The organism is Paludisphaera borealis (genome assembly GCF_001956985.1).
GTDB classification, from domain to species: Bacteria; Planctomycetota; Planctomycetia; order Isosphaerales; family Isosphaeraceae; genus Paludisphaera; species Paludisphaera borealis.
Genome location: NZ_CP019082.1, coordinates 2,559,068 through 2,581,739, shown reverse-complemented (window position 1 = coordinate 2,581,739; position 22,672 = coordinate 2,559,068). Strand labels below are relative to the sequence as shown.

At 62.4% G+C, this 22,672-nt stretch carries 15 protein-coding genes and 2 pseudogenes; 13 read left to right on the top strand and 4 right to left on the bottom strand.

Annotation, left to right across the window (positions count from 1 at the left end; translation table 11 throughout):
* Positions 1–6 precede the first annotated feature (6 nt).
* Positions 7–2,427 carry a phosphoenolpyruvate synthase gene (gene ppsA, locus BSF38_RS10070; RefSeq protein WP_076345264.1) on the top strand — a complete coding sequence of 807 codons (2,421 nt, stop codon included), beginning with the start codon at positions 7–9 and terminating at the stop codon, positions 2,425–2,427.
* 93 nt (positions 2,428–2,520) lie between these two features.
* Complete coding sequence (locus BSF38_RS10065; RefSeq protein WP_076345262.1) at positions 2,521–2,751, top strand: hypothetical protein; 231 nt, start codon at positions 2,521–2,523, stop codon at positions 2,749–2,751.
* 45 nt (positions 2,752–2,796) lie between these two features.
* Here BSF38_RS10065 and BSF38_RS10060 read toward each other — a convergent pair whose 3' ends face one another.
* Positions 2,797–3,060 carry an IS4 family transposase gene (locus BSF38_RS10060; protein ID WP_076345260.1) on the bottom strand — a complete coding sequence of 88 codons (264 nt, stop codon included), beginning with the start codon at positions 3,058–3,060 and terminating at the stop codon, positions 2,797–2,799.
* Positions 3,061–3,411: 351 nt separating this feature from the next.
* Here BSF38_RS10060 and BSF38_RS32630 point away from each other — a divergent pair, with 351 nt between their 5' ends.
* Both BSF38_RS32630 and BSF38_RS32625 read left to right on the top strand, forming a co-directional pair.
* The gene (locus tag BSF38_RS32630) at positions 3,412–3,966 is read left to right on the top strand and encodes an ISAzo13-like element transposase-related protein (protein ID WP_420819237.1); all 555 of its coding nucleotides are present in this window, start codon (positions 3,412–3,414) and stop codon (positions 3,964–3,966) included.
* Positions 3,921–4,082: pseudogene (locus tag BSF38_RS32625) on the top strand (hypothetical protein); the annotation flags it as partial. The gene BSF38_RS32630 and the pseudogene BSF38_RS32625, both read left to right, overlap by 46 nt.
* Before the next feature lie 15 nt (positions 4,083–4,097).
* Here the strand turns inward: BSF38_RS32625 and BSF38_RS31305 are convergent.
* Positions 4,098–4,583, bottom strand: coding sequence for a hypothetical protein (locus BSF38_RS31305; RefSeq protein WP_168189274.1), 486 nt, complete (start codon positions 4,581–4,583; stop codon positions 4,098–4,100).
* On the opposite strand from BSF38_RS31305, the gene BSF38_RS31300 reads away from it, so the two are divergent.
* The gene (locus BSF38_RS31300; protein WP_168189356.1) at positions 4,488–5,432 is read left to right on the top strand and encodes an IS1380 family transposase; all 945 of its coding nucleotides are present in this window, start codon (positions 4,488–4,490) and stop codon (positions 5,430–5,432) included. The genes BSF38_RS31305 and BSF38_RS31300 overlap by 96 nt on opposite strands.
* A gap of 1,549 nt (positions 5,433–6,981) precedes the next feature.
* Here the strand turns inward: BSF38_RS31300 and BSF38_RS10040 are convergent.
* Positions 6,982–7,599, bottom strand: a pseudogene (locus BSF38_RS10040) (hypothetical protein); the annotation flags it as partial.
* On the opposite strand from BSF38_RS10040, the gene BSF38_RS30660 reads away from it, so the two are divergent.
* The gene (locus BSF38_RS30660; RefSeq protein WP_145952055.1) at positions 7,588–7,926 is read left to right on the top strand and encodes a hypothetical protein; all 339 of its coding nucleotides are present in this window, start codon (positions 7,588–7,590) and stop codon (positions 7,924–7,926) included. The pseudogene BSF38_RS10040 and the gene BSF38_RS30660 sit on opposite strands and share 12 nt — an antisense overlap.
* Positions 7,927–8,949: 1,023 nt before the next feature.
* Entirely contained in the window at positions 8,950–9,795 is an 846-nt protein-coding gene (locus tag BSF38_RS10035) for an IS5 family transposase (protein WP_076345252.1), read from the top strand.
* Positions 9,796–9,882: 87 nt separating this feature from the next.
* Here the strand turns inward: BSF38_RS10035 and BSF38_RS30655 are convergent, their stop codons facing one another.
* A complete protein-coding gene (locus BSF38_RS30655) occupies positions 9,883–10,155 on the bottom strand; it encodes a hypothetical protein (RefSeq protein ID WP_145952054.1) in 273 nt (90 codons plus the stop codon).
* A gap of 2,003 nt (positions 10,156–12,158) precedes the next feature.
* Between BSF38_RS30655 and BSF38_RS10020 the strand changes: the two genes are divergently transcribed.
* The 6 genes from BSF38_RS10020 (at position 12,159) to BSF38_RS09990 (ending at position 22,671) form a co-directional block, all read left to right on the top strand.
* Positions 12,159–12,659, top strand: coding sequence for an RAD52 family DNA repair protein (locus BSF38_RS10020; protein ID WP_145952053.1), 501 nt, complete (start codon positions 12,159–12,161; stop codon positions 12,657–12,659).
* A 324-nt stretch (positions 12,660–12,983) separates the two neighbouring features.
* On the top strand, positions 12,984–14,189 hold the full coding sequence (locus BSF38_RS10010; RefSeq protein WP_083712842.1) for a ParB N-terminal domain-containing protein: 1,206 nt from the start codon (positions 12,984–12,986) through the stop codon (positions 14,187–14,189).
* Positions 14,190–14,646: 457 nt separating this feature from the next.
* On the top strand, positions 14,647–18,135 hold the full coding sequence (locus tag BSF38_RS10005; RefSeq protein WP_076345240.1) for a helicase-related protein: 3,489 nt from the start codon (positions 14,647–14,649) through the stop codon (positions 18,133–18,135).
* On the top strand, positions 18,132–21,116 hold the full coding sequence (locus BSF38_RS10000) for a DUF1156 domain-containing protein (protein WP_083712841.1): 2,985 nt from the start codon (positions 18,132–18,134) through the stop codon (positions 21,114–21,116). The genes BSF38_RS10005 and BSF38_RS10000 overlap by 4 nt, the downstream gene beginning before the upstream one ends.
* Positions 21,116–22,165: an AAA family ATPase gene (locus BSF38_RS09995; RefSeq protein ID WP_076345238.1), complete on the top strand. Its 1,050-nt coding sequence runs from the start codon at positions 21,116–21,118 to the stop codon at positions 22,163–22,165. The genes BSF38_RS10000 and BSF38_RS09995 overlap by 1 nt, the downstream gene beginning before the upstream one ends.
* Positions 22,165–22,671 carry a cysteine--tRNA ligase gene (locus tag BSF38_RS09990; RefSeq protein WP_076345236.1) on the top strand — a complete coding sequence of 169 codons (507 nt, stop codon included), beginning with the start codon at positions 22,165–22,167 and terminating at the stop codon, positions 22,669–22,671. The genes BSF38_RS09995 and BSF38_RS09990 overlap by 1 nt, the downstream gene beginning before the upstream one ends.
* Position 22,672: the final 1 nt, after the last annotated feature.

Genomic DNA, 22,672 nt, shown 5'->3' with positions numbered 1-22,672 from the left:
ATCACGATGGCCTACGACACGGCCGAGAGCCGGTTCATCCGCCGTTTCGATCAGATCGGCATCGAGGACGTCCCGCTGGTGGGGGGCAAGAACGCCTCGCTCGGCGAGATGTACCGCGAGTTGACGCCCAAGGGGGTGAGGGTCCCGGACGGTTTCGCGGTGACGGCCGAGGCGTACCATCACTTCCTCAGAGAGGCGGGACTCGAGAAACAACTTCGCGAGATCCTGGGGGGGTTGGAAACTCGGGATCTCGATGATCTGGCCCGACGCGGCCAGCGGGCTCGACAGGCGATCCTCTCGGCCGGCCTGCCAGGCGACCTGGGCCGCGAGATCGTCGCCGCCTACGCACGGCTCTCCGAGGACAAGTCCGTTCCTCTCGACGTCGCCGTTCGGAGCAGCGCCACGGCCGAGGACCTGCCCGACGCCAGCTTCGCCGGCCAGCAGGAGACCTATCTCAACGTCCAGGGGACGCAGGCGCTCCTAGACGCGTGCCGCCGCTGCTTTGCCTCGCTCTACACGGACCGGGCCATCTCATATCGCACGAACAAGGGCTTCGACCACTTCACGGTCGGTCTTTCGATCGGGGTTCAGCGGATGATACGCTCCGACCTGGCGAGCTCGGGGGTCATGTTCTCGCTCGACACCGAGACCGGCTTCCGCGATGTCGTGCTGATCAACGCCTCCTACGGCTTGGGCGAGAACATAGTCCAGGGCTCGGTGAATCCGGACGAGTACTACGTCTTCAAGCCCACCCTCCGGCAGGGGCACCGCCCGATTCTCCAGAAGCGCGTCGGGACCAAGGAATTCAAGTTGGTCTACGACCAGGGCGGAGGCCGGATGACGAAGAACGTCCCTGTCCCGCCTGAGGACCGGTCCCGCTTCGCGATAGGCGACGACGACGTTCTGGCCCTGGCCCTCTGGGCGTGCCTCATTGAGGACCACTACAGCGCCCGGAGAGGCCGGCCGACCCCGATGGATATTGAATGGGCCAAAGACGGCCGCACGGGCGAGCTCTTCATCGTCCAGGCGCGACCCGAGACCGTCCAGTCGCTAAGCCGGCCCGAGGCGTTCGAGGTCTACAGCCTGAAGTCGCGAGGGCCCTTGCTGGTGAGCGGCCGGAGCGTCGGCGAGAAGATCGGCCGGGGGCCGGTCCGGGTGGTTAAGAGCATCCACGACCTCCACGAGTTCCGGGACGGCGAGGTCCTCGTCACTGACAAGACCGACCCCGACTGGGAACCGATGATGAAGAAGGCCGCCGCCATCGTCACCGACCGGGGCGGCCGCACTTGCCACGCCGCCATCGTCAGCAGGGAACTGGGGTTGCCCGCCGTCGTCGGCACTCTGAGAGGGACCGAGCTACTCCACGACGGGCAGGCCGTCACCGTATCTTGCGCCGAGGGGGAAACCGGCTTTGTGTACGAGGGGCTGCTCGACATCGAGGTCCATCGCATGGACGTTCGCGACCTTCGCCGACCGCAGACGAAGATCATGTTGAACATCGCCAACCCCGAGGAGGCCTTCCGGCAGTCGTTCATCCCTAACGACGGCGTTGGGCTAGCGCGCGAGGAATTCATCATCTCGACTTACATCAAGGTCCATCCTATGGCGCTGGTCGACTACGAACGCCTCGATGACCCGGCGGTCCGGTCGGAGATCGATCGCCTGGCGGCCGGCTACGACGACAAGGCTCAGTTCTTCGTCGATAAGCTGGCCCAAGGGGTCGCAACGATCGCTGCGGCGTTCTACCCCAAGGACGTCATAGTCCGGCTCAGCGACTTCAAGACCAACGAGTATGCCAACCTCATCGGAGGCGCGGCTTACGAGCCAAGCGAGGAGAACCCGATGCTTGGCTTCCGCGGCGCCTCGCGGTATTACAGCCCGCGCTACCGGGCGGGATTCGCTCTTGAGTGCCGGGCGATGAAAAGAGTTCGCGAAGAAATGGGCCTGACGAACCTCAAGCTGATGGTCCCTTTCTGCCGGACCGTCGACGAAGGGCGCCTCGTACTCGCCGAGATGGCGGCGAACGGCCTGCGTCGCGGCGAAGGGGGACTGGAGGTTTATGTCATGTGCGAGATACCCAGCAACGTCATTCTGGCCGAACAGTTCGCCGAGGTGTTCGACGGCTTCTCGATCGGCTCCAACGACCTGACCCAACTCGTTCTGGGCGTGGACCGCGACTCCGAGATCGTCGCCCCCATCTTCAACGAGCGCGATCCGGCTGTGACGGCGATGATCGCAGACGCGATCGCCAGGGCCAAGGCCGCGGGCCGCAAGATCGGCATCTGCGGCCAGGCTCCGAGCGATTACCTCGAATTCGCGAGATTCCTGGTCGAGCGGCGGATCGACAGCATCTCGCTCAATCCCGACACCGTGCTGCGCACGACCCTAAGCATCCTGCAGTTTGAGGCCGCACTTCAGCCACCTTGAGAATAGCCCGGTTCGAGATTCTGCAAATGTACATAGAAGATTCTAGATATAGAATATTGAGTTGAATCGACAATTGCAGCGGGAGGCTTCACCATGAACGACGAACTCTACATCAGCGACGACGGGCGTTTCCAGATGCCCTCCGAGGCTCTGATCGGTTTCATCGCGTACTTACGCGAGAACGAGGTGCCATGCAACTTGGAGGAATCAGCGGCCTTCCTGTCGGAAGGACGGCCCCACGGCTTCGGACTCCTCCGTCATAAGTACGACATCGAGGCGGCCCGGCGTCTCTACTCCACCTGGCAGCCAGGGGTGGAAGCGTAGGAGGGCTCCGCTGCTGCAGGCCGAGGCGACCTTCCTCACAGATCGCTAGCCATTACCCACAAGTTGAGGGCTGGCCCGCAACGCTTGCTCGGCGAGGTTCCTGCTGAGGGCCGAATCGTTTAGCCGGCGGAGGCCGCGCCAAAGCGTCGTCACGCCGGGCTCGCCGTCGCGGGTGCGCCTCAGGAAGCCGCCCAGCCTGGCCGGTTGGCGAACCGCCACTCTCAGCCCGGGGGCCGTTTCCGGCGGCTCCGACCGCTCGACGGCCCGGTGCAAGATCCGCCACGACGGCCCGGCATTGCAGCGTCGCACGCGCCCCGGGATCTCGTCGCGCCGGTTATGTCAGCCATAGCAGCCGCCAGGCGGCCACGGCGTAGGTGGCCAGGGCGCGGCGAAGGCGCGAGACGCGTCCTCCAAGGCAATCGGTGCCTGGAAATCCACCTGCGGACCGGGTTAAGCCCCCCTGAGGCCGCGAGGGCCACTTCAAAGCATAAGTGCGACTCCATCACGGACGTTCAACAAGGGACGACGCAAGAGACCGATTCGACGCCTTGCGGAGTTCTGGGGCTCGACGACTGACCGAGCCTCGGCGACGGCTGTTTCAGGCCGAGGTGGCCGCGGAACTCTGCGCCGGCAGCGCCGGGCGGCCGAACGCCGCTTCGGGTGGGGGCGCGAGACCGTCGAGACGGGGTTGTGCGAAGCTCGACGCGGGCTCCGCTGCGTGGAGGACTTCGCCGCCCGGGGACGACTGCGGAGCGAAGACGAGGACCGGGGATTGGCGGCCGACATCCGCGCGATCGTGGAGCCCTGTTCGTACGCCGACCCGGCACTCCAGTCGGCGCGGCGGTGCACCAAGCTGTCGTCGCGGGAAGTCCGGGAGGTCCTGATCAAGAAGGGCCGCCCAGCGAGCGGACGATCCGAGACGTCCTCAACCGGATGAACTGCCGCCTCAAGCGAATCCAGAAAGGCAAGCCCCTGAAGGAGACCGACGCGATCTTCGCGAACGTGAAGCGGGTCGACGAGGAGGCGAGGGACGACCCCGGAACCCTGGAAATCTCGATGGACACGAAGTCGAAAGTAAGCCTGGGCGACTACTCGAGTGGGGGGGGACCCGAACCGAGTCGGCCGGTGAAGCGCCCAAGGGGTGGGGCCACGACCCGCCCGCGAAGGAGAAACTGGTCCCGTTCGGGGTCCTCACGGCCGCGACCGGGGCGTTGACGCTTTTGTTCGGCCGGCGCGAGACCAGCGACGCCTGGGTGGACGCCCCGCGGGCGTGGCGGCTGAAGTCGCGGCGGACCCACCGACACGTCCAACGGCTGGTCGTCCACCTCGACAACGGCCCCAAAAACTCAGGCCGGCGGACGCAGTTCCTCAAGCGGATGGTGCAGTTCGCGGTCATCGAGATGGGCCAGGAACAGCGTCTCGTCCCGCTTCTGCTTCGGCCGGCCTTCGATGAGGAAGACGCGGCCGCTCCGCCAGTGGATCGATCCAGCGAGGTATCGCTTTTCGTTATTGCCGGGGGGCTCGACCTCGGCCTGTTGACCGCGGCGCATCCACATCGAGCCGATCTTGGGGTTGGTGTTGACGTCCACCCCATCCTGGAAGACGGCCGTCTCGTCCTTGGGCAGGGTCGCCAGCAGGGACCGCAATTCGGCCAGCTTCCCTTGGCGCTCCACGGGGTCGTTGTCATTCGATTTCTTGCCGTCCCGGCCGGTGGAGATCGAGATTTCGGCGACCCCTTGACCAGCGACGCCGGGCTTCTGCCGGTTCGGCGGTTCGACCAAGCCATTCGACTCACCGAGCAGTTCGCCGCCGCCTTGGCGGATCGACGCCATCCCCTCTTCATCCAGCAGTCCCTCCTCTCGATGGTTCGTCAGCGGATCTACGGCGTCCTCGCCGATTACGAGGACCAGAACGACCACGACGCCATCCGCTCGGCCCCCGTCTTCAAACTGATCGCCGACCGACTCCCCGACGGCCCCGACCTCGCCAGCCAGCCCACGCTCTCGCGGTTCGAGAACGCCGTGTCGATCCAGGACCTCCGGCGGCTCAGAGACGTCATGGTCGACCTGTTCATCCAGTCGTTCGACGAGCCTCCGCGACGCATCACCCTCGACGTCGACCCGTTCGACGACCCCCCGTACGGTCAGCATCAGCTAACTATGTTCCACGGCCACTACGACCAATATCAAGACATGCCGATCATATTCACCTGCGCCGAGAACGATATGGCCTTGCTCGTCGGGCTCCGCCACGGAACCTGCGAAGTCGCGCTCGGCGTCGACGACGCCCTGCGTTATTTGATAGGGAGGCTGCGGGCCGTATGGCCCGACGTGCAAGTCCAAGTCCGCAGCGACAGTCGCCGGGGCGTGCCCAAGATGTACGACGTCTGCCGGGAGCTGAGGCTTTCCTACACGTTCGGGATCGGCGTGAACCCGCGGCTTCGCGCGCTCAGCGACGATCTCGAGAAGCAGGCCCTCGACGCCTACCGGCAGATTGGGAATGTTCAATGGATGTTCATGATGGTCGATTATCAGGCGAGAATTTGGTCGGGGCCGCGGCCAGTTGTCGTCAAGGTCGAGGCGAACGCCCAACGACTCAACCGACGCGCCGTGGTCACCAGCCGGCCGGGCTGCAGGCTCCTCCCGCCGCGATCTACGACGAATACGCGATGCGCGGCGTGAGCGAGAATCGGAACAAGGAGCCGAAGGTCGAACTGCACGCCGGCCTGCTCAGCGACCACCGGTTCATGGCAAAACTTCTTCCGGCTCCATCTCCACGCGGCGGCGCTGAACCTGCCGGCGTGGCTCCGGCGCGCGGTCGTCAAGACCGCGCCGACGGCCGCCGAACTGGGCCTCCCGCCCGAGCTGCCGACCGCAGCGCTCGACGAACCGGCCCGCAGGAAGTTCTTCAGTCGACGTCGGCGCCGCGATCCGCTGGGCGAAGGCTTCGCCTGCACTTGACGGAGCCGGTTGATCAAAGTGGCCGCCGAGGCGATCACCCGGTCGCGCCGCGTGATCGTGCGGCTGTCGGCCAGTTGTTTGTGCCTCGACCACTTCGAGCAAGTCGGCCGAGCCGTGAACTCGCTCCCGCCCCCCCGCCAATTCATCCGACTGAAAACCGCCCCGCAGGCTCGCGCAACGGCCGAATCACCGAATCGTCGATCCAGGGGTAGGGGAAGCTCCGCACCACCGACGCCAATCGGCCCAGACCGCGCCGCCGACTCGCTCAGAACCCCTCATCGAGTGAGTGTGAATAATCCGGACTAGCCGAGAGTGTCCGGAACTGGCGCAGTCTGACGCCTGCCATCAGGGACGCGATTCAGGACCTCGCCCGGTCCAACCTGGAGAAGTAGAGACGACTTGCATCCAACCCGGGCGGGGAGACCGATACGGAACGCGGTGAAGCCACTTGGCGCCATGGGTTCAGGGAGCAACTGGCCCCCGATGTTCCGTACCTCAGTCGACCACACCGAAGCACTATGCGCCGTGTCATGGCGGCCGTGAACGCTCGCCCGGTTCCGCGACGAACATCTGACCTTCCTGGCCGGGTAATGGTCGGTCGAACGCCGCAGACGCGATGGAAAGTGCCGGCGGCAGATCCGGCGCGCGTGCGGCGGGGCTGGGCCTGGTCCTCGGTCTGTTTCCCTTACTTTGAGGGTCCTTTATTGGTGTGTCAAGTCGTGGCGATCAGTCGCCCGGCTGTTATCGCTGGCGCCTCTTAAGTCATCCGGCGACACTCGCTTCATGTGGAGTAGCCGCCGTTGGCGCATAACCGTGACAACGCGGTTGCCAACAGCCCGAACCACCATGCACGGAACAAGGGCGAGCATCGTCGCTACGATCAGCGTCTCCACTGGATAAATCCACTGAAGAACGATGAGCTGGTAAGCTACGTCCAGGGCGACGGCGATGAGGAAAACCATGCCGACGGACCTCCACAGGTTCCTCAGCATGGTCCGCGCTTGAGCCGGCTCGCGCACCAGTGTCCGGAAGAACATCGGCCTGCCCACGCATCCGCCTATCCGGCCCGGATGGCGAGGATCGTAGCCACCAGGGGTGGAGGAACAGCCGAAAGTGCAAGGGTCCGCTGTCCCGGGCAAGGACGTTCCAGGCGCGAGTGATCGTTTCTTCCATGATTTTTTGGCATCTCCCAACCTTTGTCCGGCCGCAGGCCTGGATCAGGGCGTACCGCTGAGACCTGAGCCTCAGCTGGCCAAATAGTAACTCGATGCTAGACGCCGACGCGCAGGTTCGCCATGTTCCGCCAGAAGTGCCCAAGACTATCCGTGCCCCCAAACAGCGTGGTGAAGATGGTCGAATCGGCGAGCGGTATGTCGCCGCCCCGGCCGCCTTGCGGAGGTATCCAGAGGAACGAATTGAACTCTCGATTCCCCGCGGCGGTGAATGGATGCGGCCTGGACAGGTCGATCGGCTGCGTGGCCAAAACACGAACGGAATTCGTATCTTCTGTCGTCAGCGCGTAGTGCGGCAGATGCAGATGGAAGTTGAACGTAGTCACTCCATTCAGCAGACCCAGTTCGTCGAGATCCTTGTTGGTGGTGAGAGGCGCGATCTGATCGGTCCCCGGCACGAAGGCAAGGCGGAGCCCGAACTGATTGAGTACGGGCACTCCGAGTCCTTGCATCAGCGAGCGAGTGTACTGGCCGAAGCGCTGCTGGCGCGGCACTAGCTCGTCGCCGTGATGCTTGTACTCCATCTGGCGCTGTTTCATGTCGTCGGTGAAGCCGACATCGTGATGCGGTGCCAGGAGCAGGCACGTGCCTTCTCGGTTGAGCCACGTTCGGATGGCGTCGATCTCCCCCTGCTCGGACACGAGGTGATCCAGACCGACGCGCGCAACAGCGACACCGGTTTTCGAGACCGGCCCGCGAAAACCCTAAACATCGCAAATGAAACGACTTACGCCCAAGCCAATAAGCCTCTTGTACTGTCACTTGCACAAGGCCAATCCGTCGCCGCTCCGGCCGAGGATCCGATGCCGCCCGACCTCGCGTTGATCGTCACGCATTGGGCGGAACTGCCGGATGCCCTACGAGCGGGGATTGTCGCAATGGTAAGGGCAAGTGTCGGCAATAGTGACTTGTCGAGGCTTCGCGAAGCTCAGACTCCAGATCGAGGCAGTCAAACCGCTGTTCGCAATCTTCAGGATGAGTGATCGGACGAGGAAGATAGACGCCAAGTCGGCTAAGACGCTGGGCCAGGGCTACCTCAAGGCTCACCGCTTAAGGGGGGGCGTGCTCGCCAGGCTTGAGGCCGTCGCAAGCGAGTCTCACTCATTGCATGGAGCTGACCGACCGCAAGTCTGTGAGTCTGGAGCGGGCGACGATGGATCGCCTAATCATCAAGGCCCTGACTGTCCGCCGGAGCGTACGCGAGAGTCGGACTAGGGCGAACGTCCGTCCCGAGGCTCGGGTCGAGCCTGCTCACCTAGGGTGGGAAAGGAGCATGATATACCAAAGAGTATGCTTTGACCGGCCTGCGGCTTGGCAAGCTCGAATCGCTCGAAACCCGGCATCTCAACTCGGATTGGAAACGACTCCGGCTGGCGCTCCCCTTCTTTGCTGAGCTGCGCCAAGGTCTCGCCTTGCGTCGTTCAAGAGTCCATGCGACACAGCTAAATCGAGTCGAGCATACAAACGCACATCGACGCTCGCTTCGTCTTGTGAAGCCGAAACGCTCGCCGCCCTGCCAGACATTCCTTTGACCGCTGACAAGACCGCCTTTGCCCTGGAGCAAAGAACAGAATCGGCATGACGACCGTTCTTAGTTTCCTTCCCCGGCGATTCGATTGAGGCCCTCAGAACCGAGGACGGCAGGAGCTTGGTCAGCCTCAAGCGAGTCTGCGTGTCGTTCGAAGTCGGCGCAGGCCACGAGCGGAAGTGGCTGACGAGTTGCGAAAGAGCACGAACGGCGATGATCATCGTACATGACACGCAAGGCAGTCCTCAACTGCACTTCCCATGTGGCTCGTGACGATCTCCCCAATCGTCTTTCTACTGAAGCCTTCGCAGTTCTAGCTTGCCTCGAAGCCGTCCTGCCCGTTTGCCTTCTCGGAAGGTTGTCCAACGCCCCTTCTCTTGGCTATCGGATTTAGAGGCTATCCCGTAATTCTAGAAGATCGTAAACTCTTGTCCTCCCAGGAGGTTCGCAGGATTCATCGCCGCAGGAGCACCGTTCGATGCGTAAGCCCTACCCGTCCGACCTGACCGACGAACAGTGGGCGATCGTCGAGCCCTTGATCCCCATTCCCCAGGTCGGACGGCCCCGGACCAACGACATGCGGGAGGTGCTCAATGCCATCCTCTACCTCAACCGCTCGGGGTGCCAGTGGGATATGCTGCCGCACGACCTGCCGGCCAAGAGCACCGTCTACAACCACTTCGCCCAGTGGCGGGACGACGGCACATGGCAACTCATCCTGGACGCCCTGCGCCGCCAGGTCCGCACGACGGCCGGGCGGGAGCCGTCCCCAAGCGCCGGGAGCATCGACAGCCAGACGGTCAAGGGGACCGAGACAGGGGGCGAACGGGGCTACGACGGCGGCAAGAAGCTGACCGGCGTGAAACGACATATCATCGTGGATACGCTGGGGTTGCTGCTGGTCGTGGCGGTCTCGGCGGCGTCCGCCGACGACGGGACGCACGCCCCCCAGGTGCTGGGGCGGCTGACGGCCGAGCATCGAAGCCGGTTGGCGTTGGTCTGGGGCGACGGCAAGTATCGCAACCACCACCTCGACGGATGGCTGGCGGAGGCCTCGGCCGGGTACAGGATCGAGGTCGTGGAGCGGCCGCCGGGAAGCCAAGGGTTTGTGAAGCTGCCGAGGCGCTGGGTGGTGGAGCGGACGTTCGCCTGGCTGGGGCGGCATCGGCGACACAGTCGGAGTTACGAGCACCACGCCGAGAGCAGCGAGTCGATGATCCGCATCAGCTCTATTCATCGCATGCTCAAGTTCTTGAAGCCCGATCGCTCAAGGCCGGCGATCCCGTTCAAGTACCATAAAAACCAGGACATCATTACGGGATAGCCTCTCAGAGGCCAGGGTAGGTATTGGAAGACGTGAATTTCGGATGCGGCCGTCGTTTGATGCGACCGCACCCGAGAGGTCAAACGATCAGTCGAAGTTAATCTCGCCGCATCGGCACGAAGCACGTTGGTCTTGCTCTCGGGTCGTCATGCTGTCTCGATCGCTTAACGAGGCCTCCCAGGCGTTGAGGCGGTCTTCGTGCTCGCTGGGCATCCTGGCTCCGGTCCAGCGGACGGCCGAGGCCAGTTGGTGCAGATGGCGCGCCAGGAAGTCTCCGACGACGGTGCCCTGGAGACGGTACAAGTCGGCTTCGTGTTTGATCCGGTCGACGAACTCGGCGTTGGTCCAGACGCCGGCCATTGGGTCGATCGGTCCGTCTTGAAGATCCGTCGTTTCCCCGGAGTCACCGAGAAGTGACCATTGCGAGGCCATCTCGCTGAGGGTGGCCATCGATGACGAGAGGTCTAAGGGGATGACGCAGAGCGAAGGGGGAATCTTCGTCTCGGCGGCTTGGAACCGGATCGACCGATCCTCGCTCGGGATGCGTCCGGGGAGTGGGAACAGTCGGCCGAGATCGCGGTGAGAATTCCGATCGGCGAGCTGTCGATAGGTCGTGTAGGCGCAACGGCAAAGGCGTTCTAAAGTAAGCACAGGCAGGCTCCAGAATGATTGGAGTTCTGTTCAGGGCCGGCGGAGTGTTACCAGCACTCTTCCGGCCCGCTTTCATCTCGCGTTCGCTGGTTCAGGGAATCCAGCCAGGGTCGAGACACGCCCTGTTCGAGCCCAGAGGCTTTTGGGTCGACCGCGTCCAGTCGGACGGCCGACACTCAAGCCTAGCGCCAGAATCAATTCTGTCAAACCGGATTTATGGTTATGTTGCGATATTTGCACGTCTCGTGATCGTTAGGACTCGCCCCGTGTACGCGGGCGCGAGGGCGGGCTACCGAGGCCGTTCGGCTGCCGCATGACGAGCGGACCTGGACGGGCGAGCGAGAGACGATCGGGCGTCAGGGAGAGGTTCGGGTGCTTGCGGAGCGAGCATGTGGCGATGACTCGGTCGATCGGTCGGCGTGTCGCATGCGTTGGGTCGTGAAACGGGCAGTGACCGGCGAACGGCATCGGCCCGACGGCGGAGCGCCCGGGACGGCCCCCCCATCGCGGACGAGCGAGGAGTAACCTTTGCATGCTGGAATTTTTGAGAGCCAGGGTATGCCGTTGGATCTGTTAAGGACGGCAACGCTTCTTCCAAAAGCTCAAATTGAGCTTTGGAGGGAGGGGAACTTATGGAAGGGAGAGACTCAGGACCGTAGGGGATGTATCCGACGAGATCAGGGAGGACTTGGCGTTGCGCGTCTTTCCGTCCACGTCGGTCTTCTCTCCTAGGGGTCCTGGCTCCCGGACCCGGGGCCTAACTCGCTGCTACCGGTTCCTCGAATCCGCTGCACTTTACGCTTCAGATCCGCTCCGGCTGCCACCAGCCTCCGCTCCACGCTAGATCCGCTGCTCTGCTCGTCTTCCACGTCGGCCTCCTGTTCCCGGCCTCCGCTCCAGACGATCTGCTCCGGCCTCCGTCTATCCGGCCTCCACTCCCAGGGACATCCTGTCTTCAGCATCCCCTCTTCCACGTCAGGGACAGTCTTCTAGGGCCACCGCCTACTGCTGCATCCTGGGGCCGGTCGTCACCAGCCCGCCTCTCGGCGATCTGGTTCCTCCCTACAGCAGACGGGGGGACCGTTCGCATCCTGCTCTCTCGCACCCACGAAAGGTAGGCGCGGGGGTAGGTGCGTGCGGTGGGTGAGCGCACGCGGGGATTAAAAAAGAGACTACCTGTGATATTCCAGCGGCTCGGGGTTCGGCCGCAGCCTCAGCGCCCCATAGCAACTACGGGCCTGCGATTCGTAGTCGTGGGCACCGCCCACGTTCGCCGCAACTACGGCGATCTACGCTCCGTTAGCTCCCGATCGCTTGCGTCAGACTGAACGGTTCTAGGGGGCGAAAGTCCAAGCGAAGACTCGTTTCGATCGCGGGTGTTCTCCGGCAATCGCTGCCCATACTTATATATACACAAGAAAAAAACAGGGATGGCCGATCTCGTTTTTTTTCGTCCCCGGCCCCCGGTAAGCAGGCGAGCCAAGAATTTTCACGGCCTCTAACTATAAAGATCACAACCAAAGACGGCGGTTTAACCCACTTTTTTATTTTTCACCGAAGTTTCCCGTCCAAAGCTCAAATTGAGCTATGGACCAAAATAGCAGGTTAAGCCAAGGCTGCGAGATGCGATTATATACATGTAAGGCATTCGTTTTGGCTAGGCTTCTCGTGTCCGAAACAGAAACCCAGAGGGGCATTAATTGGCCGTTAAGATGATCAAACAGCTACGCAACTTCTGGCGCGAACTCCTCGTCCCGTTCCACCCGCACGAATTCTCCGTGAAGAAAGTCGGCGGCCGGGGTCTCACCTACATCGACAAGCGGTCCTTAGCGAATCGTCTCGACAGCGTGGACGGCCCAGACGGCTGGTTCACGGAGCATCGCGACGAAGGCGGGCGTGGCCTCGTGTATGGGCTGCACCTCCGCATCCCGATGGACAATGGCTCATGGAGCTTCATGCACAAGGAAATGGGTGTGGCCCACGAGGGAATGGTGAAGAAGATCGGCGGCGATCGAGTTGAGGAGTTGGACAACGATTTCAAGCCCAGCCGTCTGAACCTCCATCTAATCCTCGTCACTGCCGTAGCACGCCATACAAAGGCGCAGTCCGACCGGCCGAAGCCGGCTCAAGATCCCAGGGTGGTTATCTCAAAAATCGAATTCTACAACCGAGACAAGGAGCTGGGTCATGGGCCGGGAAGTGAGCCGACCTAGGCTAGGCGATGGGGATGGCGGCCGAGTACGACCAGCCCGACACGGCCGGATGGGCTTCGTGTTGGGTCCCGGCCCGGGAAGTCCAGTCTCGATCACCCCGTCCAGTTCGCTCGGCTTCATCAACGGAACGCTCCAAGATCGCAAGGATCTCTCGACAATCAGCTTTCTTGATCTAGGAGTAGTGCTGGGTCATTACGCGAAGTGGCAAGACTGTCGAGACGATTTAGGGTACCGCTACATCGGCCGACGTGGCGAAACTGCCACATTCAAATATTCGTACTGAATGACAGGTTAAGTTTCCGCCTTTCGCTGTGATCTTTATCTATAGAGGGTGCAAGCACCCAATCATCACCAAAGGAGAAGAAAATAGAAGTCAAGCTCATCGAGACCAAGCTGATCGACTCGCCGAAGGCCGACAAGGAGCTTCGGCACTTCAACAAGGAATTCGCCTTCAACCTCGCCGCGTCTATCAAGATCGAGGGGATGCACAACCCGATCATGATTCGGCCCAACCCGGACGCAGCCGGCCGCTACCTGATCGTGCAGGGCCGCCACCGGCTCTACGCCAAGAAGACCGTGCTCAAGGAAGACGTGATCGAGGCCCGCGTCTCCGAGGACATGGACGAAACGGACGCCGAGATGGCCATGCTCTCTGAGAACCTCTGGCGGAATCCGCTCACCAGGGCTCAGCACTTTATCACCCTCCGAAAGTGGAGCGAGCATTATCAGGCCAAGCGCACCGGCAAGATCGGCCCAGGTGCCACCGGCTCCAAGGCTTCGGCCGAAAAGAAGGCCAAGGCGAAAGCCCAGGCTTCCGACTCCTTCACTTCCAATCGGGCTGCGGCCCCGGCCATTGTCGAGGAGCCTTCGTCCACCGGACTTGACGCGATGGTGGCCGCCTTGACAGGCAAGAGCCTGGCGTCTGCCAGGCGCGTCCTGCGTATCGCCCGGTCCTTCGATACGGAGCAACTGGAGGCCCTGGAGCAGATGCAGGTGACTCAAGGCGACATGACCCGGCTCGCCAAGATCAAGGATGAGCATAAGCGGGGCGAGGTGGTCAACCTGATCGCCGCCGGCATGGAAGTCGAAGACGCCCTTAAGCGGATCATGGGCGAAGCGGCCCCGACTCCCGCCGATGGCAAGTCGAGGGAAACCCGAGAGGCCGAGGCCGCGAAGGCCGACGCCGGGAAAGACAGCCTTGACGACGAGGCGTGGTTCACCGAGTTCTGCGGACAGAAGGCCGCGATGCTGAAGAATCCCGCCAAGTACAAGGCCGACGCCATCCTGTTTCGGAAACTCGCCCAGATTCGCCAAACGTTCCGAACCAACTCCAAGAAGCCACTGAAGGTTGCGAAGAAGGCGGGAGCTGCTGGCCCGTTCCTCGAACTTGCCAGCGGGGTGGCCAGCGTTTCACACCCTAAGGAGTGGCTCGTCTGCAAGAAGTGTAAGGGAGCGGGCATGACGAGGGGGAGCGAGTGTAAGAACTGTCAGGGCGGAGGCTACCTCGTGACACACCAGGAGAGGCACTGAACAGCGGACGAACTTGCGGGGAGGCACGCCCTCCCCGCTTCTCGGATCAAACTGGTCAATCGCTCCTTCGCTTGGATTAAAAAGCTGCCATCGGCTCCAATCGCGAGTATCGGTGTGCATCGGCCTGGTGATTCCGTCTCCAGGGGGCGGGCCGGGAACTCACCTCTCCGACTGCCCTCAATCCGCCGGCTGCGGAGGACCAGTACGGCGTCGCGACGTGTCCGCAAACGCAGCGGCCCGAGCCTGTGCGACCCCTGAAGCGTTTGGCAGGGTGCAGTCAATCAATTATCCAGGGGAGCCGACTGATGACGCAGCCGGATTAATGAATTAGCATTGCATAGGTCGCACATGCCGTGGGGCGTCGAATCGGGCGCGCGGATAGCCGGGAGGCCGTAAGACCGATCGGGCAGATGATTCAGCCGTTGACGCGCCGCCGATTTGACAAAAAGGATGGATGATGCAGCTCGCGGAAGTGAAACCCGGCGTCGCCCTCGTCGGTCTTGATCCGGACTTGGTCTGCACGGTCGTCGCCGTCAGCATTATCGCCGAAGGCGCGGTACAGGTGTTCTACAAGCTGCCGGACGGGACCCTCAAGGAGCGGCTGCTCGGAGCTGCCGATGAGGCGACGATTTCCCTCGCGACGACAGAACGCCCTTGGGCCTTCGACGGCGACTCCGCCGCGTTCCAACTGGCGTGCGAAGCAAAGCGAATCGACCTCGCGTTCCTGTTCGACCCGATGATGGCTGTCCACACCTCGAACGTCGAACCGCTGCCGCACCAGATTACGGCGGTCTACGAGTCGATGCTGCCACGCCAGCCTCTTCGGTTCGTCCTGGCCGACGACCCTGGGGCCGGCAAGACGATCATGGCCGGGCTCTACATTCGCGAACTCGTGATGAGGGCCGACGCTCGCCGCGTGCTCATCGTCGCGCCCGGCAGCCTCGTCGAGCAGTGGCGTGACGAACTCTTCGAGAAATTCGGGCTCGAATTCCGCGTCTTCACCTCCGCCCTGGAGGAGGAATCGCCGAGCGGCAATCCTTTTGATGATCATCAGCAGATCATCGTCCGGCTCGATCAGATGTCGCGGAACGAGGAACTTCAAGCCAAGCTCTGCGCAGCCGGGTGGGACTTGGTCGTTTTCGACGAAGCCCACAAGCTCGCCGCCCACTACTTCGGCTCCAAGTTGGAGAAGACCGGGCGCTATAGGTTCGCGGAAAATCTCGGCAAGGAAACCCGCCATCTGCTCCTCATGACCGCCACGCCGCACAACGGCAAGGAGGAAGACTTTCAGCTTTTCCTCTCGTTGCTCGACTCGGATCGCTTCTACGGCAAGTTCCGTGACGGAGCCCACAAGGTCGATGCGACCGATCTCATGCGGCGCATGGTCAAGGAGGAACTCGTCAAGTTCGACGGCACGCCGCTGTTCCCCGAACGCAAGGCGTACACCGTCAACTACAAACTCTCGGACCCCGAAAAGGAACTTTACGAAGACGTTACCAACTATGTAAATGCGGAGATGGGAAAGGCCGATCTCCTCGCCGGCTCCCGCAAGGGCTCGGTTGGGTTCGCCTTGACCACGCTCCAGCGGCGGCTCGCCTCCAGCCCTGAGGCCATCTACCAGTCGCTCCGCCGGCGCAAGGAACGCCTCTCCGAACGGCTTCGACTGGCGAAATTCGGCGACCGCGGCATGACCGTCCTGACCGAGAGTCTCGACGCCATCCCCGACGACGACGATGAGCTGAATGCCGACGAGCAGGAAACGCTTGAGGAAAAGCTTGTCGATCAGGCGACAGCCGCGAAGACCATCGCCGAACTCGAAACTGAAATCTGCATCCTCAAATCGCTTGAAGAGAAGGCGAAAGCAGTCGTCGTCTCGGGACAGGATCGGAAGTGGGAGGAACTCTCGACGCTACTCCAGAACAACCCCGAGATGCACGACGCGTCCGGCCGGCAGCGGAAGATCATCCTTTTCTCAGAGCACCGCGACACGCTGAACTATCTGCACGCGAAGATCGCCGGCGTGCTGGGGAATACCGAAGCCATCGTCGCGATTCACGGCGGCACGCACCGCGACGACCGGCGGAAGGCCCAGGCGCTCTTTCGGTCCGATCCCGAGGTCCGGGTGCTGATAGCGACCGACGCGGCCGGAGAAGGGGTGAACCTCCAGTGCGCTCACCTCATGGTCAACTACGACCTGCCCTGGAATCCCAACCGGCTCGAACAGCGCTTCGGTCGCATCCACCGGATCGGGCAGACGGAGGTCTGCCACCTCTGGAACCTCGTCGCCAAGGAAACCCGCGAAGGCGACGTATACCACCGACTCCTGGAGAAGCTCCAATTCGAGAGTGAGGCCCTGAAGGGACGCGTCTTCGATATTCTCGGCGACGTGCTCGACGGCGTCAGCCTCAAGGAGTTGCTCATGGAGGCCGTCCGCTACGGCGACCAGCCCGAGGTCCGTGCTAAGCTGACGCAGCGGATCGACCATGCGTTCGACCACGACCACATCAAGGGCTTGCTCGATCGTGGCGCATTGGCCCAGGAGACGATGACTCCGGATCGGCTCTTCAAGGTGAAGGAGGAGATGGAACGGACCGAGGCCCGGCGTCTTCAGCCGTTCTTCGTGCGGTCGTTCTTCCTCAAGGCCTTCGACCAGCTTGGCGGCACGACTCACCGCCGCGAGGCCGAACGATTCGAGATCACCCACGTTCCCGCCGCGATTCGTGAACGCGATCGCCGATTGATCGGCCGCAACCGCCGCGAGCAGGAGCCGATCGTCAAGCGGTATGAGCGCATTGCCTTCACACGCGACGCCCTCCAGCCGCTGGACAAGCCGGGCCACGTCCGCGCCGTGCTCATGCATCCCGGCCACCCGCTGATGATCGCCGTCACGGACATGATCCTGGAGCAAAACGCCAACCTGCTCCGACAGGGGACGGTGCTCGCCGATCCGGCCGACGAGACGGACCAGCCGTGGCTGCTGTTCCTGCTGACGCACGAGGTGAAGTCCGGCGACGGGGTCACGCTCTCCAAGCGAATCCAGTTCATCCGCGTGAACCCGGACGGGTCGGCCGTCTTCGCGGGCTGGGCACCTCACCTCGACCTTGAGCCCCTGGCCGCCGCGGATCGGCCGTTGCTTGAGGATCTCCTCACGTCGCCGTGGATTCATGCCGATCAAGAGCAGAAGGCCGTTGCTCTCGCCGCCGGATCGCTCGTGCCCGAGCACTTCAAGGAAGTCGCCGACCGTCGCATCGAGCACGTCGACAAGACCCTGGCCGCCGTTCACGAACGGCTGACCAAGGAGATCGCCTTTCGTACGAAGCAGGAAATTAAGCTCAAGGAGGATCTCGCGGCCGGCAAGGACGTGCGGCTGAACCTCGACAACGCCAAGAAGACGCTTGAAGAGCTGCAAAGCCGGCTCGAAGGTCGGAAGAAGGAGCTTCTGGCAATGCGGCAGGTGCAGAACGGCACCCCGGTCATCCTCGGGGAGGCGCTCGTTGTGCCGAGCGGATTGCTCCGTAGCCTCCGGGGTGAGGGCCCGGCGCTGAGCCCCGCCGATGCCGCCGCGCGCAAGCGGATCGAAACACTCGCCATGCGAGCGGTCGTTCAGGCCGAGGAAGCGAAGGGACATCGCGTCATCGATGTCACGAAGCAAAATTGCGGCTGGGACGTGTCGAGCTACCCACCGGAAGGCACGGAACCGATCCATATTGAGGTCAAGGGGCGTGTCGCGGGCTCGACCACGATCACCGTCTCCCGCAATGAGATCCTCTATGCGTTCAACCAGGGCGAAAAGTTCGTGCTGGCGATCGTCTTCGTGAACCCGGACGACACGTCCGACGGGCCGCACTATCTCGCCAATCCGTTCCGGCGCGAACCCGACTGGGGCGCGGCGAGCGTGAACTACTCGATCCGCGATCTGCTCAAGCAAGGCAAAGGAATGCCATGAGTACTGTCTCCCCGAACAGCCCCTTTACGGCCGCAAAGTTCCTGGATGCGTGGCCGGAGCAAGTAAGCCGTCGGGATGACGTTCGGATCGTGTCGCCCAAGAAGCTGATCGAAGTCGCCCTCCCCCTCGACGCCATCAATGCGGCGGCGGCTGCAGCGAAGAGAAAATCGCCGAAGGGTTATCCGACCACTCTTCATACATGGTGGGCGCAGCGGCCGATCTCTGCAGCACGTGCCGTCATCTTCGCGCAGCTCGTTCACGACCCCGAAGACCTCTGGCGGTGCCAGAACCCCGGTATCGAGCCCAACCAGCAGGTGCGGGGGCACTGGACGAAGGCGCGTGCCAAGCTATTCACGATCATCGAAGACCTTGTGAAGTGGGAGAACACCACCAACGAAGCGGTGTTGAAGCCGGCCCGCGAGGCGATCCTCCAGAGCTGGCGGGAGACGTGCGAGCTGAACAAGGACCACCCGCGAGCGAAGGAACTCTTCAACCCGGAGAAGATGCCAGGCCTGCACGACCCGTTCGCCGGCGGGGGCTCGATCCCGCTCGAAGCCCAGCGGCTCGGTCTCAAAGCCTTTGCCAGTGACCTCAACCCCGTCGCCGTGCTCATCAACAAGGCGATGATCGAGATTCCGCCCAGGTTCGCCGGCAAGCCGCCAGTCCACCCCGACGCCGACAACGCTTTGAAGACCTGGAGCAGTGCAGCCGGCCTGGCCGAGGACGTGCGCCGCTACGGGGCCTGGATGCGTGACGAGGCGTTCAAGCGGATCGGCCACCTCTACCCGCCGATCGAAGTCACCAAGGCGATGGTCAAGGACCGGCCCGACCTGGAACCATACGAAGGCCAGAAGCTCACTGTCACCGCCTGGCTCTGGGCGCGGACCGTCAAGAGCCCGAACCCGGCGTTTGCGCATATCGACGTGCCGCTCGCCAGCACGTTCGTTCTGAGCAGCAAGGAAGGCAAGGAATCCTACGTCGAGCCGGTGATAGGCAAGTCAGGCTATACGTTCACGGTGAAGGTCGGAAAGCCGCCGGCCGAGGCCAAAGCAGGGACATCGTTCGGAAAACAGAAGGGCTTCCGCTGCCTAATATCGCACACACCTGTAACTTTTGACTACATTCGTGTGGAGGCGATGGCCGGACGGACGGGGCAAAAATTGATGGCGATTGTCGCCGAAGGAACACGCGGCCGGATATACCTTGCACCGACGGCCGAGCACGAAGCAGTCTCGGCCAAAGCCAAGCCTGCGTGGAAGCCGGACCTCAAGCTGCCGGCACAAGCGCTGAGTTTTCGTGTGCAGCTTTACGGCATGCTCACCTACGGCGAACTCTTCACTCCACGGCAGTTGGTCGCGTTAACAACCCTCAGCGATCTGGTTGGCGAGGCGCGGGACCGAATTCGGAGGGACGCAATCGTGGCCGACCTGCCCGACGATGACCGGGGCGTCGAGCACGGCGGCACTGGAGCCAACGCCTATGCGGAAGCGATCGCGATCTTTCTCGCGTTCGCGATAAGCCGCAATGCCGATTACGGATGCACCATTTCAACATGGCGCACAAAAGACAACGCTATGCGGTCGATGTTCTCGAAGCAGGCGATACCGATGGTATGGGACTTTGCAGAAGGTTCCATTTTTGCCAAGTCGAGTTCGGGCTTCATCGAAGCCATCACGGTAGTCGCGAGCGTGTTGCCTGTCTTGCCGGCGAACGGATTCGGCTCGGCTCGACAAGCGGATGCGCAGAATCAAACCGAGAGTTTGGCCAAGTTCATCTCCACCGATCCGCCCTACTACGACAATATCGGTTACGCCGATTTGTCGGATTTCTTTTATGTCTGGTTACGCAAAACTCTCCGCGATCAGTACGCTTCGCTGCTTGCTACCATTGCAGTGCCGAAAGCCGAGGAATTGGTCGCTACGCCGTATCGCCACGGAACGAAGCAGAAAGCCGAGGCGTTCTTCCTCAATGGCATGAAGCAAGCGATGCACAACCTTGCTATTCAGGCCCACCCGGCGGCACCGATTACGATCTACTACGCTTTCAAACAGTCCGAGACAGCAACGAAGGAAGGCACTTCTTCAACTGGTTGGGAGACCTTTCTAGAAGCGGTTCTAGACTCCGGACTGTCCCTCGTCGGGACTTGGCCTATGCGGACTGAAGGAGATAATCGACAGATTGGGATTGGTTCCAATGCCCTTGCCTCGTCCATCATCCTCGTCTGCCGCCCACGGGCGAAGGACGCCGGCACCATCTCCCGTCGACAGTTCGTCCGTCAGCTCAACGAGGCTCTGCCCCTGGCTTTGGACTCCATGACGCGCGCAAGCGAAGGGCAGCACTCGCCTGTCGCGCCGGTGGACTTGTCGCAGGCGATCATCGGGCCGGGCATGGCGATCTTCAGCCGGTATGACGCTGTACTCGAAGCCGACGGCACGCCGATGAGCGTGAAGACCGCGCTGCAACTCATCAACCGCTTCCTGGCCGAGGACGACTTCGACGCCGATACGCAATTCTGCCTGCACTGGTTCGAGCAGTACGGCTGGGAGGCCGGCAAGTTTGGCGAGGCCGACACGCTGGCCCGCGCCAAGGGGACGAGCGTCGCCGGGGTGGAGCATTCCGGCGTGGTCGAGGCCGGCGGCGGCATCGTCCGGTTGCTCAAGTGGAAGGAATACCCCGCCGACTGGGACCCCGAGCGCGACGCCCGCCTCCCCGTCTGGGAAGCCCTCCACCAACTCATCCGAGCCTACAATGCCGACGGCGACAGCGGCGCAGCCAAGGTGCTCGCCGGTGCCTCCGCCAAGGCCGAAGCCGCCCGCCAGTTGGCCTACCGCCTTTACACCCTCTCCGAACGCGCCGGCCGCGCCGAGGACGCACGAGCCTACAATGAAGTGGTAACCGGCTGGAGCGGCATCGAAAGCGCCGCCGTCAAAGTATCGACGCCGCAGCAACGCACCCTGTTCGACCTGGAAGGAGCCCGCTGATGCTTTCCCGGCTGCTCCTGAAGAACCTGACGGTGTTCTCGGAGGCGGAATTCGACTTCGCGCCGGGCTTGAACGTCGTCGCGGGGGAGAACGGGGCGGGCAAGTCGCATGTCCTGAAGGCTGCCTACACGATCGCGGCCGTCCTGGCGCGCGGCGAAAAGGAATCGGGCTCGTCGACGCCTACCAAGAGCTACCTGGAGACCGCGATCGCCCGGAAGCTTCGCGGCGTGTTTCGGCCGGACGAGCTGGGACGATTGGCGCGTCGGCAGGCCGGCCGGGTCCGTTGCGAGGTGGGAGCGGAGTTCAGCGCGTCCGGCTTTCCCCTGGCTTTCTCGTTCAACACCACCAGCAAGACCGAAGTCGTCGTCGCTTACGTGCCGGACAAGTGGGAGAAAAAACCACCAGTCTTCCTGCCGACTCGGGAACTTCTGACGATCTATCCCGGCTTTGTTTCTCTCTACGATATGACCGACCTGTCGTTTGAGGAGACGTGGAGAGACACATGCATCCTTTTGGGCGCGCCTCTCGCCAAAGGCGCGAGGCTTTCTGAAATCAAGGAGTTGTTGGAACCACTAGAGAAACAACTCGGCGGGACAGTCGTAGTCGACCAAGAGCGATTCTATGTGAAGACGCGATCCGGCAACCTGGAAGCGCATCTAGTCGCCGAAGGATTGCGCAAGTTGGCGATGATCGCGCGGTTGATCGCCACGGGATCGCTCGTCGGCAAAGGGGCGCTCTTCTGGGACGAACCCGAGGCGAACCTGAACCCCAAAGTGATCAAGAAAGTCGCGCGGACGATCCTGCAACTCTGCAAGTCCGGCATCCAGGTGTTCGTCGCCAGCCACAGCCTGTTCCTGATGCGGGAGCTGGACATCCTGCTGAAGAATAACGAGTTCCGCGACGTGAAGACCAAGTTCTTTGGTCTGCACCCGAGCGCCGACGGCGTGACGGTCCAGCAAGGCGAGACGGTCGACGATGTCGGAACGATCGACGCTTTGCAGGAAGAATTGAGCCAGTCGGATCGATATCTCGGCGTGGAGACGAGCTGATGGCGACCCTCACTGAAGGGAAGCTACGCTTCACGTTCGCCGAAGATTGGACCGTCTCGCAATACGACGATTGGGGCCATTATCGCAACCAGTTCATCAAGGTTTGCGGGAGTATCAAGGCGGTCGATGTCGTGGCGATCGAGCCGAATGGGTGTTGCTGGCTGTTGGAAATCAAAGACTATCGGGAGCATGTGCGTACCAAGACCATCCACCTGGCGGACGAGATGGCCGAAAAGGTGCGGGACACCCTGGCGGGCCTGGTCGCGGCCCAGTTCCGCGCCGACGACGAAAGCGAGAAGATCGCGGCCAAGCAAGCCTTGCGAGCCACCAGTCTGAGGGTGGTGCTCCATCTTGAACAGCCGACGAAACCCTCGAAATTGTTCCCACGCGCCATCAATCCCGCGACCGTGCTCCAGCGGCTGAGACAGCTCATCAAAGCCATCGATCCGCATCCGCAAGTGGTTGAGACAGCCACCAGCCGCAACCTCCCCTGGACCATCCATTGAA